Source organism: Pseudomonas sp. p50(2008) (assembly GCF_015351605.1).
Classification (GTDB): domain Bacteria; phylum Pseudomonadota; class Gammaproteobacteria; order Pseudomonadales; family Pseudomonadaceae; genus Aquipseudomonas.
Genome location: NZ_JACMYF010000001.1, coordinates 546907 through 559425 on the forward strand (window position 1 = coordinate 546907; position 12519 = coordinate 559425).

Annotated in this window: 16 protein-coding genes and 3 pseudogenes; 5 read left to right on the forward strand and 14 right to left on the reverse strand. The window is 49.6% G+C overall.

Annotation, left to right across the window (positions count from 1 at the left end; genetic code table 11):
• Nucleotides 1-163 precede the first annotated feature (163 nt).
• A pseudogene (locus H7698_RS02445) lies at nucleotides 164-391 on the forward strand (chemotaxis protein); the annotation flags it as partial.
• Between the two features lie 544 nt (nucleotides 392-935).
• Nucleotides 936-1271 carry a hypothetical protein gene (locus H7698_RS02450; protein WP_194690466.1) on the forward strand — a complete coding sequence of 112 codons (336 nt, stop codon included), beginning with the start codon at nucleotides 936-938 and terminating at the stop codon, nucleotides 1269-1271.
• An 822-nt stretch (nucleotides 1272-2093) separates the two neighbouring features.
• Here the strand turns inward: H7698_RS02450 and H7698_RS02455 are convergent.
• Nucleotides 2094-2837 carry a hypothetical protein gene (locus H7698_RS02455; protein WP_194690467.1) on the reverse strand — a complete coding sequence of 248 codons (744 nt, stop codon included), beginning with the start codon at nucleotides 2835-2837 and terminating at the stop codon, nucleotides 2094-2096.
• 245 nt (nucleotides 2838-3082) lie between these two features.
• Between H7698_RS02455 and H7698_RS02460 the strand changes: the two are divergent.
• From H7698_RS02460 to H7698_RS02470, 3 genes and pseudogenes are all read left to right on the forward strand, one after another.
• Nucleotides 3083-4179 (forward strand): annotated as a pseudogene (locus H7698_RS02460) (YjbH domain-containing protein); the annotation flags it as partial.
• On the forward strand, nucleotides 4176-4559 hold the full coding sequence (locus H7698_RS02465) for a teicoplanin resistance protein VanZ (RefSeq protein ID WP_194690468.1): 384 nt from the start codon (nucleotides 4176-4178) through the stop codon (nucleotides 4557-4559). The pseudogene H7698_RS02460 and the gene H7698_RS02465, both read left to right, overlap by 4 nt.
• Nucleotides 4560-5166: 607 nt before the next feature.
• Nucleotides 5167-5502 carry a hypothetical protein gene (locus H7698_RS02470; RefSeq protein ID WP_194690469.1) on the forward strand — a complete coding sequence of 112 codons (336 nt, stop codon included), beginning with the start codon at nucleotides 5167-5169 and terminating at the stop codon, nucleotides 5500-5502.
• 217 nt (nucleotides 5503-5719) lie between these two features.
• Here the strand turns inward: H7698_RS02470 and H7698_RS02475 are convergent, their stop codons facing one another.
• From H7698_RS02475 to H7698_RS02535, 13 genes and pseudogenes are all read right to left on the reverse strand, one after another.
• Nucleotides 5720-6307: a hypothetical protein gene (locus tag H7698_RS02475; RefSeq protein ID WP_045062883.1), complete on the reverse strand. Its 588-nt coding sequence runs from the start codon at nucleotides 6305-6307 to the stop codon at nucleotides 5720-5722.
• A gap of 16 nt (nucleotides 6308-6323) precedes the next feature.
• Nucleotides 6324-6935 carry a hypothetical protein gene (locus H7698_RS02480; protein ID WP_194690470.1) on the reverse strand — a complete coding sequence of 204 codons (612 nt, stop codon included), beginning with the start codon at nucleotides 6933-6935 and terminating at the stop codon, nucleotides 6324-6326.
• A gap of 256 nt (nucleotides 6936-7191) precedes the next feature.
• Nucleotides 7192-7584: pseudogene (locus H7698_RS02485) on the reverse strand (DUF2846 domain-containing protein).
• Nucleotides 7585-7952: 368 nt separating this feature from the next.
• A complete protein-coding gene (locus H7698_RS02490; RefSeq protein WP_208525563.1) occupies nucleotides 7953-8177 on the reverse strand; it encodes a hypothetical protein in 225 nt (74 codons plus the stop codon).
• A 97-nt stretch (nucleotides 8178-8274) separates the two neighbouring features.
• The gene (locus tag H7698_RS02495) at nucleotides 8275-8565 is read right to left on the reverse strand and encodes a hypothetical protein (RefSeq protein ID WP_328803713.1); all 291 of its coding nucleotides are present in this window, start codon (nucleotides 8563-8565) and stop codon (nucleotides 8275-8277) included.
• The gene (locus H7698_RS02500) at nucleotides 8562-9005 is read right to left on the reverse strand and encodes a hypothetical protein (RefSeq protein WP_194690471.1); all 444 of its coding nucleotides are present in this window, start codon (nucleotides 9003-9005) and stop codon (nucleotides 8562-8564) included. The genes H7698_RS02495 and H7698_RS02500 overlap by 4 nt, the downstream gene beginning before the upstream one ends.
• Nucleotides 9006-9201: 196 nt before the next feature.
• On the reverse strand, nucleotides 9202-9537 hold the full coding sequence (imm45, locus tag H7698_RS02505; protein ID WP_208525564.1) for an Imm45 family immunity protein: 336 nt from the start codon (nucleotides 9535-9537) through the stop codon (nucleotides 9202-9204).
• A gap of 100 nt (nucleotides 9538-9637) precedes the next feature.
• Complete coding sequence (locus tag H7698_RS02510) at nucleotides 9638-9910, reverse strand: colicin immunity domain-containing protein (protein WP_194690472.1); 273 nt, start codon at nucleotides 9908-9910, stop codon at nucleotides 9638-9640.
• Nucleotides 9907-10095 carry a hypothetical protein gene (locus H7698_RS02515; RefSeq protein WP_194690473.1) on the reverse strand — a complete coding sequence of 63 codons (189 nt, stop codon included), beginning with the start codon at nucleotides 10093-10095 and terminating at the stop codon, nucleotides 9907-9909. The genes H7698_RS02510 and H7698_RS02515 overlap by 4 nt, the downstream gene beginning before the upstream one ends.
• Before the next feature lie 84 nt (nucleotides 10096-10179).
• Nucleotides 10180-10503 (reverse strand): hypothetical protein, encoded by a 324-nt coding sequence (locus H7698_RS02520; RefSeq protein WP_194690474.1) that lies wholly within the window; start codon nucleotides 10501-10503, stop codon nucleotides 10180-10182.
• Between the two features lie 9 nt (nucleotides 10504-10512).
• Nucleotides 10513-10875: an immunity 8 family protein gene (locus H7698_RS02525; RefSeq protein ID WP_194690475.1), complete on the reverse strand. Its 363-nt coding sequence runs from the start codon at nucleotides 10873-10875 to the stop codon at nucleotides 10513-10515.
• Between the two features lie 304 nt (nucleotides 10876-11179).
• On the reverse strand, nucleotides 11180-11404 hold the full coding sequence (locus tag H7698_RS02530) for a hypothetical protein (protein ID WP_194690476.1): 225 nt from the start codon (nucleotides 11402-11404) through the stop codon (nucleotides 11180-11182).
• A gap of 123 nt (nucleotides 11405-11527) precedes the next feature.
• The gene (locus tag H7698_RS02535; RefSeq protein WP_194690477.1) at nucleotides 11528-11884 is read right to left on the reverse strand and encodes a hypothetical protein; all 357 of its coding nucleotides are present in this window, start codon (nucleotides 11882-11884) and stop codon (nucleotides 11528-11530) included.
• Between the last annotated feature and the right edge of the window lie 635 nt (nucleotides 11885-12519).

Below are 12519 nucleotides of genomic sequence, written 5' to 3' on the forward strand. Positions count from 1 at the left end.
TCATACGCTGAGCGCCTCACGAGGGGAACCCTTACAAACCTTTACATTACGACCCATCGTCGCATTCCCGCCTCGATCCACGCCTGACGCCCGGCGAACAATATATTCAATCAAACCTCTTCATGACCTAAACCCTGTGAAAACCTCACGGATTGAATATGCCATGCGTAATAGCCAGCCCATCACTCAACGCGAACGGACCTTCCCGGCTCAGCAGCGGTTGATTTCCACGATCGATGCCAAGGGCGTGATTCCCTACTGTAACGACGACTTTGTCGAGATCAGCGGGCTTTCTCGCGAGGAATTTATCCATGCGCCGCACAATCTGGTTCGTCGCTACAACATGCCATTGGCGGTGTTTGCGCAGATGTTGGGCACGCTAAAGCAGGGCTAGCCCTGGATGGGCATCGTCAAGAATCGAGCCGACTGCTGAGCAGCTTCGTCTTGCGGAGGCGTTGTCTGCGTGCATGGAATCATCGTGAGTTATTGCCTGCTCATCGCTATACCGTCGCTAGTGAGCGCCCCTCCAATCGGTAACTCGTCCTTTTCTGATGTCTTTCCTGACTCGTCTCTCTCAAAGTCGCCCGCGCTGTTGAGCGCAAATATGGAATATTCCTACAAGGTCTTCGGAAGATTCCTTCGAGTCGTGTAGGCGTTCATGAACTGGTGCGAAGTGGGCTAATGGAATAATATTTCGCGGCCACTGTGGATGCAGTGGTAGGGCGTAGGAACCCTTGGAGATTCACCGCGCGTCAGTCGTTTGATTGCGGCACATAACCTGTGTCCGTAAAATCGTTCGCGGCGGCTGTGCGCGGGACACGCCTCGGCGTGGCTGAGTTTGGTGAATCCTCAGTTTCCTACTCCCGCGTACGGCTGCCACCCAAGCCCGTAGGAAAGGCCGGTGGTAGTTCAAATGAATTCACCAAGGGCAAAAAATGAGAGCACTTCACCCCGACCCACCCTACAAAAAACCACCCCCCTACCCTGAAAACCGCTTCAAACCGCTTACCAGCAACTGCGACGACATGCCTACATTGTTCGTCGACACCCAAGCCCCACTCGATGTATTGATCGGCGCTGCCAAGTACCGAATCGAGGCCGTCACCCAGGTGCTCGAAAACCTGGCCATGCGGGGCACGATCGAGTGCGAGTCGTTCATCCTCAGTGACTTCGCCCTGCTCTGCGCCATTTCGTTGCGCGATGGCTGTGATGTGCTGGAGGTGGTTGAGCGACGATTGCGACCACAACCTCAGGCTGTTTTGGTGGCGTGATTAACCCTGGTAGTTGAGGCGTCTCAACAGGCGCCTTCGCGGGCAAGCCTCGCTCCTGCCACCACCTGTGTGGGCTTGGAATGCGCGGGGTTGCCCACGAACTTTACCGGTTTTTTGGTTGTTGTTCGGGCTCAGGATGAGTCTTAACGGTTTTGCGGTGATCGTATCGTGGACTTTCCGTTGCCTGGTGTTTGAAGCTGACCGGCTTTCATGGACTTGATAGTTAGGCGGGTTCTTACATGTTTCGCAGGGCGTCAGGTCGGCAGCGATCGTGTACGTCCATCGCGAGCGAGCCGTAGTGGTTCAGTTTTTTTTAATCTATTCCGTAGGAGTATTAACCCGCCCTGTTGCTCGAACAGCGCAGGCGGCAAGTGGTTCGAGGCGGAGTGGCAACGGACAAATCGATCAGCGGTGTATTGGCCGCCGTGCACATACTGCTTACCTCAGTGTTTATGGAGACAGCTTAGCATCGGCGGTTCGTGCGCAGGAGTTGAGGACAAAGCTAAATCCGTCCCGATTTCTGTCGCCCCCAATACGGCCCCCCGCCGGATGCGAAAAAAATCGACACGGCTATAGGCCTTGAACATAGTGGAGCGAATGAAGGGAGTCGATCCCTAATATCAGCTTGGGAAGCTGATAACGAGATAGCCAAAAGTAGCAGGGGATCTAAGTGAGCGTAGTTCGGCTTTAGGTTAAATGGGTCTATTCGAGCCGAATGGCGTGGGCAAGATGACAGAAGAGCTTCGAGGTGCCAACGCGTATAAAAAAGGATCTTTTTTGGTCAGGTAGGGTCGTTAACCATAGAAAAGATCCACCGTTGGGTTAAAAAACCAAGCCCAATTTCACGCCATATTCCTCCCGGGATTGTTTGTCGACGTCAGTCACTGCAAATTGACCATCGAGGTCATAATTGAAGCGGTTGTAGTATAGGGACGCTAAGATCGGAATCGATCCTCGATTCAATAGAATACTCAGCTCGGCGAAAGGATTGTTGGTAGCTTTTAAATCCAGACTCTCGCTGTTTATTCCATGGAGTTTTAGCTGTGAATCACCATTTATTACTCTTCGAATTCCCGCTTCAAAACGCAAGGTTGTTGTGTTGAACCGATGATTGTAGCCAGCAGCAACTTTAGCGAAAGAAGTGCGGCTGGTGAGATCGATGTCGTACTTGCTAGACTCTGGTTGAAATCGATTCCATTTGTATCCTCCGCCCAGCGACAGATCTAAAAAGTTACGCGCGTTCAAATCAGTCCGCCAGCCAAGATCCACGTCGACCTGGCCATCCGTTACTGCCTGATTCTTTTCTTCGGAGTACTGACCCGTTATCTCCGCATGATAGATAAAACCGGTTTGAGCCGTCATTTCGTTACCAAAGTTTAGAAATAACCCTCCTTCCGGAATGTGTTCGGTGTTCGTGCTTCTGTGCCCTGTGAATTCGAGAACGCTATAGCTTCCCAGAAAGCCTACGGCAAAAACTGGATCTGAAGGAGATATAGCGCTAGAAACTGTTGGGAAGGTTGCCGCAAACAGGGTGGAGACAACAGCGGTAAGATTGGCTCTTTTCATAAGAACTCCATCAGTACGCTACTGGTCTAGAACAGACCGACATTTGTGAGGATAGCTGTTTTTTTGTGTTGAATAGGTGTCCCCCCCGATAGTGAATCTGCCCAAAGCGTATCTGGCCGGCTTGGATTAAAGCGAAGATCAAGAATGTTCGGGGCAACGATCGCAGACTTGGTGGCCCGGTGATAGTGGGCATAACGCGGCCCTGCGTCGGTGCAGGCCCAAGTTTTGTGAGCATCTGATCCTTTGAGCGCTACTTCCACACCCCGAAAGCCGTCGGCCGCGCTCGCGCATCCTCGACAACAGCGTTAACGATCAGATCGACTGGTTCACCATGGTCGACACCCGTTACAGCTTGCCAGTCCAGGAAGTCAGCCTGCCCCGGGATACTTTCCGCGAAGTGGTGCAGGAAGATCGTCCGCTGGAAGACCTGCGCCGGGTAACCGAGCAGAATGTTCCGGTACCGCATCATGAAAAAACCCTGTACGCGAAAACGCCGGACAAGTTCACCTACGGCCTGGGCCTCGGGTACAAACAGAACGTCGGCGGTCCTGACGGCTTCCTGTTGTACCAATTCAGTGCCGATTTGAGTGCCGAGTACCGGTTCCAGCCTGATCTGTAGTGGAGCGGCCTGTTGAGCGCGAACCTGATCAACAATTTCGACAAGTTCAAGTACGACGCACCCAGCGGCTTGCCACGGGTGCGTACCGACCTGCGGCAGTACATGACCACGTCGGAAGTGACGATGCCCACCTTCCAGTTGAATAAAGTCAAGCAGCTGGACGAAGACCTCTACGGCATGGTGTACGGCGGCTATCTGGAATCGATGTTCGCCGGCGTCGGCGGTGAAGCACTGTACCGTCCCATGGGCGAGCGCTGGGCGGTTGGTGGGGACATGAACTGGGTCAAGCAGCGTGATTTCGATCAGGGCTTGGGTCTGCGTGACTACAGCACCATCACCGGCAACGCTACGCTTTACTATCGGAGTTCGTTCCAGGACATTCTGGGGGCACTCAGCGTCGGGCGTTATTTGGCCAAAGACTACGGCGCTACTTTGGACTTGTCCCGCGAGTTCTCCAACGGAGTGCGGTTCGGTGGTTGGGTAACGATCACCAACGCAACGAAAGAGGAGTACGGTGAGGGTAGTTTCGGCAAGGGTATCTATTTCTCGATACCGTTCGACGAATTGATGGCCAGTTCGACCACTCGCCGGGCTAACCTTGCGTGGACACCATTGACTCGAGACGGTGGCGCTGCCCTGGCACGCAGCTACTCGCTGTATTCCCTGACCGAGCGTCGCAACATCGACCTGTTCCACAACAACTTCTACAAGGTTACCGAATGAAGCAGCGGATTCTGCGTGTCCTGCCCAAACTGGCGTTTTTCGTGATCCTGCTGGTGCTGTGTTTCGCCGGCATGCGCGGCGAGCCGGTGCCGCAGGTATTCGAGAATCAGGACAAGCTGCATCACTGGGCCGGCTTCGCCTGCTTGACGGTGAGCGCCTACCTGGCGTTCCCCGGCACGCGGCTGGGCTGGCTGCTATTTTGGCCGTTGCTGGGATCGATGCTGATCGAGCTGGAGCAGAGCTTGATGCCGCTGCGTACGGCTTCCTGGGGAGATATGGTGGCTAATGCCACAGGGGTTCTGTGCGGGATGGTGGTTGTTCTGGTTCTGCGAGGTTATCAAAATGCCAGGCTGAAGAAAGCGCTGGTGGTTGAGTCGTAGGACGCTGGTTGACTGGGCATATTGAGTGCCCTTTGAGTGGGAGCTGGGTTGCGGCGAATTGCGATGTGTCAGTCGGTTGTTTTTGACCGGGGCGTTGCGTTCGTAAGCAGGCTAGCTCCCGCTTTGGTTCTGTGTCCATGGAATTATCGCGAGTCATTGCCTGCTATACCGTCGCTGTTCAGCGCCCCCTCGAATCGGTAACTCGTCCTTTTCTGATGTTTTTCCTGACTCGCCTCTCTCACAGTCGCCAACGCCTTCGAGCGGTGATTCGGAAATTTCGTACAAAAATTCCGGAAATTTCCTTCAAGCTGTGTCGACCGGCATGAACTGGTGCGAATTGGGCTGATTGGATATCCTTTCGCTGCCACTGTGGATGCAGTGGTAGGGCGTAGGAACCCTTACATGCTCATGACGCATCAGCGCTGTCGTTTGATTGCGGCACTTAAATAGTGTCCGTAAGATCGTTCGCGGCGGCTGTGCGTGGGACACGCTTCGGCGTGACCGAGGTTTCATGAGCACTCGGTTTCCTACATCCTGCGCACGGCTGCCACCCTAGCCCGTAGGAAGGCTGTTGGCAGTTCATATTCATGCTCATGAGATTGAACAAATGAAAAAACTGACTCCGGATCCACCCTACAAAAAACCACCCCCCTACCCCGAAAACCGCTTCAAGCCGCTCACCAGCAACTGCGACGACATGCCTACATTGTTCGTCGACACCCAAGCTCCACTCGATGTATTGATCGGCGCGGCCAAGTACCGAATCGAGGCCGTCACCCAGGTGCTAGAAAACCTGGCCATGCGCGGCACGATCGAGTGTGAGTCGTTCATCCTCAGTGACTTCGCCCTGCTCTGCGCCATTTCGTTGCGCGATGGCTGTGATGTGCTGGAGGTGGTTGAGCGTCGATTGCGACCGCAACCTCAGGCTGTTTTGGTGGCGTGATTAACCCGGGTAGTTGAGGCGTCTCGACTGACGCCTTCGCGGGCAAGCCTAATTCCAGCAGCCCCCTGTGGGCTCGGGATGCATGGACTTGTCCGCGAACTCTCGTCGGGGGTCGCGTCCTGAACCGTTGCCAGGCATTCAGACAGCCTTTCAGCCAATCCTGATACCAGAGCAAGTTCAAGATGCTTAGCCAGGACCGCTTCCCAAGCGGCTTGCTCTACAGCAACTGACGTTGCACCGCTTCTTCCAGCGTGCTGCGGGCAAGCGTTTGCACCACTTCGCGAGTGTCTTGCTGGAAAGGCAGGGCAACGATCAACACCAACTGCATCCAGGTACGCACCGACTCGCTTTTGCGAATGCGCCCAAGTTCTTTACCGTCCTTGTCCTTGAACACCGTTTCCAGGGTAAACGTGTTCTTCGCCGTACTGGGAATGATGAACATGGTCAAACCGGTCACAACGGCGGAGGCAACGCTGAACTGTTCATTGTTGTACAGAGTGGCTTCGGCGTAGATGTCAGAGTCAACCTTGTCGGTAGTCACCCGCGAAAAGCGCCCCGACTCTCGGAACGCATCCACAATTGCCGATTCCCACAGGGCAGCTGGCGCGCCGGCAACCGTCCGCCCCTCCCCGCCGTTGGCCTGATAAAACGCGGTGGTGCGCACGAACGTCGTCGGCTTTTGCTGTGCAGCATCTGCTGTGAGTGGCCAGGCCTGTAAGGGCGGCAGTTCATGCATCGAGTACGATGCGCAACCTGACATCAGAATGACTGACAGGATGAAGGCGTGTTTGATGTATCCAACCATGTGGTTCTCCTTTTAGTTACTGTTTTGCCAAGCGCGCAGTCGCGGTATCAAGCAGCTTTGAAACCAGTTCGCTCAATTGTTTGGCACCCATGGTAGGTGCCCAGTGTTCGCGTCCGTAAATGCCGACATTGCGCTCGAACTTGACCTGTTCCGTGGAAGTCGCCAGCGTTTCTCCGTCTCGGTCTACGATCTGCAGATCACCCGCCAAGTCGAAGCTGTCTACGTCGATGGGCCCATTCACCCAGATCCACAGCGTCAGTGTGAGCAAGGCACCGGGGAAATAGGCGGGATGCGGAGCTCGACGACCTTTGAGCGAAGTCATATTGAAGTTGAGCACCACATCGTTTTCACCTAAACGGGTGGGGTATTCGGTGATTTGCTTGAAGTAGCCCCCTTTATCCACGTACTGCTTGATCTGCGTCGTTAGCGAACGACTGATGGAGTTACGTGTAGCAGCGTCCATGTCCGGGACCGAGACCTTCACGTCGGCGAGTTGTGCGGTACGCGGGCTGGTAATCGGGGCGGGATTTGTGGGAACCCCGATTGGGCCGGTAACATTGAAAGAAACACAGCCGCTCATTGTTAGGATGGCGATTATGGCTGTGAGTTTTGAGAAACTTTTAAACATGGGCAATCCTAAAACTTTACGAAATTTTCGTTAAACGATTTTATTCTTAATTAAAAGAAGCCGAAGATAATTATCGATGGATTACGGACGCAGCCGTAACTACAGCGACTTCAAGAGATATGAGTTTGGGGAACTGGGCAGCGCCGCCGAATTCTAGTTGGGTCAAGCCTTCAGACCATTCAGGTGTTTTTTGACACCTGGATTAAAGCCCATCACTTCAGGAGTATTGCTGCACCTTTTTCACCGTTTCAAACGGTTATTTACTCTCTTTTGCTATAGTACCAAGCGCAGCAGCCTTCACCAGATAACGACCTTCAACGTCGTTCAATACTTTCAGGCTGTTCCGTGCCATCACCACACCCACCTCCACTTCCTGCTTCAGATAAATGACTTCACCAGCCTTGGCAGTTACCGTAACTTCCGCTCAATTTTCAGCTTTGGAGCTGATCACGTGCGTTCCGGGGGTTACATAAAAGTAAATGTACTGGTTGCCTCGGTTGTAACCCATTTCCGAATCTGCTTCCTGGTCGTCAAGGAAGACATTGAAGCGTACCATCATCCCGGCATTGCTCGGCCGGACTACATAGACCAAGCCCTTGTCCGCAACAGGTGCTTTAGGTAAAGAGTACTGGGCTACTTCCGCTTGCATCGCCTCCATTGATGGGGCAGAAGCACAGCCGTAGAGCAGTGCGATCGATACAACAGCTGTAGTTTTTGAGATTAACTTGATCATGTGAATCGTCCTTTTTAGTTAAACATTAAATGAAAGGCTCATCTGAGCAATTCAGGTATTTTTTACAAACAACTTCATTTCGACCAACGGAGGATACGCCCCCACGTGCCGGGATACCGTCAGTATTCAAACCATGCAAATCACAATTACAACTGCAGACAGAGAGCTAAACGAGCGGCAATAGGTTTGGCAACAACCAACATTTCCCCCCCGAGAAAACTTCACACCATTGGCAGATAGCTCAGCGAAAAATAACGCCTTGGCTTAAATTGCTTTCTCCCAATTTAATTCTTATTGTCTAAATTTTTAACTGCTTGTTGCAAAAGAGACATTAACTCTTCGATTTCAAAATTCCACTTCCCCCCGTCAACAGGCGGATATATTTCAATTTCAACAGGTTTACCAGGCTCATGCGATACTTCGGCTAGCTGGTTAGACCCCGACCATATCTCGAATACTAAATTCTCTCGATCTGACGGGCTAGTTATCATAGAAAACAAACGAGTCATAGTTTGGTGGCTCCAATAGGCCAATAAATCTTCCCTCGGCGCTACAACGTAGACCTCGACCTTCAGGTGCAATCGTGTATCTTACCACTTCCTTTTACTAAAATTTAAATAGAACAGAAATACTAGGGCCTAGTTCACTCATTAGACTTGCAGCTAATCGCTCTCCCTCCAGCTTAAATTCGCGCTCTAATTCATCGCTTTTAAAACCAGAATTTGGTGGGTATTCAGCATCCAGTGTTTCATCGTACGTAGCAGCCCATTTTGCCAAACGTATTTGCAGCTTTTTAGAGATCGGAAGCTCGCAAGGATCTATGTCCCCATATCCACCAAGAGACATGTCCCAAAGCGGATGACAATGATAATCCGCCATCAATTTTAAATTTTTCACTTAACACTCAGGCTAAACACAGATGAATCAGTAAACAAAACTGCCTCTTCATACTTTTCGAGACACTCACCAAGCCAAGACTCCGACTCTCTCAAACAATGAAATTTAACAACCACCCCAAATTCATCACTCAAAATGACCCCCGCCAACTTATAGCTTTTATTATTATTTCTCCACACATCAAAGCACGCCTGCGCAAACAATAAAGCACTCGCCAGATAATCAGAATCAACATAATCGTCAATATGAACTGAATTCACAAAACACTCAAAGCCAGTTTTATCCGAAAAATCATCAACAGATACACTCAAGCATAATTCCTTGAGAGACCTTATGAAAAAACATCCATCCTGCGCAACAAAACCAGCATCAAGAAGAACGAGCAGTTCAGGTGGTGTTTCTTTTCCATCCAAATTTGTCCGCTCAAGTTCTTTACGCATTTTATTATTCATCGCCCACCATTATTTTGTGCGCCGATTTCAACCAGCCATTAGTTGCCGGCCATCGGTGATCAGTCATCAGAACCGCCAGTGGGCGGTCAGCAACATTATTTCAACAGCCTGTTCCATTGCAAGCTTTTCACTAAAGGTCGCAGGTGTACAGCCGCACGATACTCCCCCATTAACTGTAACGCTCTCACGCGGCCTCGTACCCGCCAATCAAATACCCATCCGAAATATCGCAGTCTGGATAAACCCACTTTTTCCAGTTAGACACTAACCAAGCTTTACTCAGCCCACCTTCGTCAGAATTACTTTCTTTAGGCAAATAGACCAAAATTAAACCCGCCTTGTATCCAGATGTAACGATAAGGCCATAAGGGCTGTCCTCAGAATTAGTTTCAAACATCATAAAGTCTACGTTATGTTCATATGGGTATTTGCCGCTCACCCTAATAATATCTCCGCGCAGAATACTCTGAGCTTGAGACTCAACTATTTTTTTCCTTACACCCACGTCATTTACTCTCAAGTCAAGACCACCTTTTTATAGGCAGGTTGGGAGTTACTAACGGCACAGCCGAGCAGATTAGCGGATTTGCCCGACGCAATCTCTAATCTTGTTGTGCCAACTAATCAGTGACTATTTGTTGCACCAGGCTCGCGACTTTAGATTTTAGCATTTCATCGTCAAGTTCATACTCCTCCCTTGATTCATCTGGCTCGTACATATCCGCAGCACAACAAATACTGGACAAACACTCGCTCAACGAAGGTTCATCGAGCTGAAGGACATTCCTATCTCTCTCAATTTTCCAAAGTTCAATGTACGCCTCGGAAAAAATCTTGCCTGTCAGCCTTCCCGCTACATACGATCTTGCAAACTCCAAGATAGTAAGACTCATAGCAGATCTCCACTTTCAATAAAGCTTAAAATTGCTGAGTTACCGGGAATTATTGCTCTGAATTTCATCAGCAATTTTTGACCTTGAGCGTTCATTTCGGAAGGATCGCCTTTGACGCTAGCGAACGCAATACCTTCAGGGTTTTCATGTTTCTTGGGTGCTCGGTCAGCGAGTGAAAGCTGCACTGACTTATCCTAAGGATCTGACAATTCCCGTATACGACAAATCAACAAGGCATTTCCCTGCCTACCTGTTGCCTTTTGCACCATCTAAACTCTAACGAGCACAAACTCCATAAAAACATCATCACCACTCATACCTTCAATAATTGTTTTACTCGCTTCTATCGACTTTACAGCAAAATTTGTTTCATTTAATGACGCGGAAAAGTCAACGATACAATCTATGTCTGGGATCCTTTTGCCCCCCTTGATTTTAAAACCATCGATACCAAGAACTGCTATATCGTTATTTTTGCAGTAATCGACCAACCTAAGCCCATCGTCAACATTAAACAAAGGAGTGCCACTCCATAGCATTGTAGGAGTAATAGGTAAACCATGTACGGATACTTCAAGTGTAATCAGTCCCATGGCGCAATCTCAAACACCATCTTTGTACCCCTCGAACTCCCACAAACCTAACGTTGATACCTTTCTTGAAATTTCATTCCAATTTTCACCCGAACAACCTTGTAGAAAATTTTCGATGAAAAGAATAATTTTTTGATAATTGTAGTCACGAACAATAAGGTAATGTTGCCCAACAAGAGCTTGGTCCAACCCGAGATTTTCTTCAATCCATGCCGGAGTACAAACCTCTATATCATATGATTCTTCGCCTTCTTCACCTTCGGGGCCGATCATAGCCCGAAAAAGAAAGCAAAAGCTGCTAGCGCATTCCGGCTGGTAATATTCAAGATTGTCAATGTCAGGGCTATGCAGCCGTTTTAATTTCGCGTTCATAATTTAGTACGTGATATCCAAATGACTATTGGATTGCCACTGCTTCGTTTCTTGCACAGGAAATCTATACTCAAAATTAGCTTGAGTCAGCTATTGATATGGCTTGTAAGTAAGTAGGCGGCCTATATTGCCTTAAACCACCCTGACTAACTAAGGTGTTTCCATCGCTAGCGACTTTAACCTACCAGCCATCGATTGCGCAGCTCTGTACATGTTATTCACGAGCTTCACAAGGTATTTTCTTACGAAAATCAATATCCACTACAAGCAAAGCGAACAGCATTTTTTTCATTGAACAAAGCTATCAGGCTTTAATTACGGCCCCAGCATCAACCGTAGCCAGAGCGAATTTATTATGCTCTAGGATGAAAAACTCTACCTCATAGGCCTTAGGGTAATCATATCCACCATAAACCACCACTACGATCCCAACTGTTCCTTCAGATATAAAAACCTCATCCCCACCGATAACATCCGCTTTAACGCTTTTCTGGAGGCGCACCACATCATTTTCAAAAAATACATTCATCTTTTTGCTGGAACCCCTGTTACTAGCCGAACGGTGCCTGCCATCTTTTATAAATACAAATGGTACGTCTCTTAGGAATTCGGTTGGACATGCCAGTCACTTGACCTCATCTTAAAGTTAGTCTCATATGTGATGCTGTTCCTCCTCCATAAATCGAAGCACTTCTACTGGGTCACCCTCAACAACCCCTACATAGTGTAAATACTCATTAACTAGCAGCGGATAACCCACCAAACAACTAATTTTAAACGCATCAAAAAGACACTTATAGTCAGGGCGCATCTGCGTAATAGAAAACTCCCAGCCGGCTGGAATTCTAGCATCAACTAAGCGAAAAAGACTGCTAGGAACCCAGAAAGGTGGCTGCTCAGGAGTTCGCACTAAATAATCTACCCGATCAGAAATAAACATCATGGCATACACCACGTAACAATCTCCGACATTCAAAGGAGAATAGCTAGTTCGATCAACCTCACCCAAATAGCGCTCCTTTGTTGGGATAGCGCTACCGAGATTAGCCTGGCATAAGGCTAGCATATTTTCACTCACTTTAATTTGAAGTCGTCAGTTGCTCCAGTAATGGAGTTTCTTACATAGTGAATTTCGATTCAATTGATATTTTGCGCCGATTTCACCCAGCCATCAGTTGCCGGCCATAGGGAATCAGTCATCGGAACCTTCACTGGGCGACCAGCAGCAGGATTTGAAAGAGCCTGCTCCATTGCAACCTTTTCACGCAAGTTAGCAGGCGTCGATTTACCCGTCGAACCCTAGCCCAACGGTTTGTTTACTAAAGCTGGTATTTCAACGCCTTTTGCACCGACTAATTATCGACTATGGGCAATACTCAACCATATAACTGTTCCCTAGTTCTTGCTGCATCGATTTGGCCAGTTCCTCCCCCTCTGCTTTGTGCCGAAGCTCTGCCTCAGGCGTGGCAAAACATGAATCGGGCGGGTAGTCGCTGTTGAACGTCGACTGATACTCACCGTCCCACTCGCTGATTTTGACCCTCAGCTCTGGAGAACAGGGCAAATCTTCAATATCAACGTGCCCCATTCTATCCGGATCTGGGCAGAATATCGGCCCAGCCAAATACTCACTCGTTAGTCTTA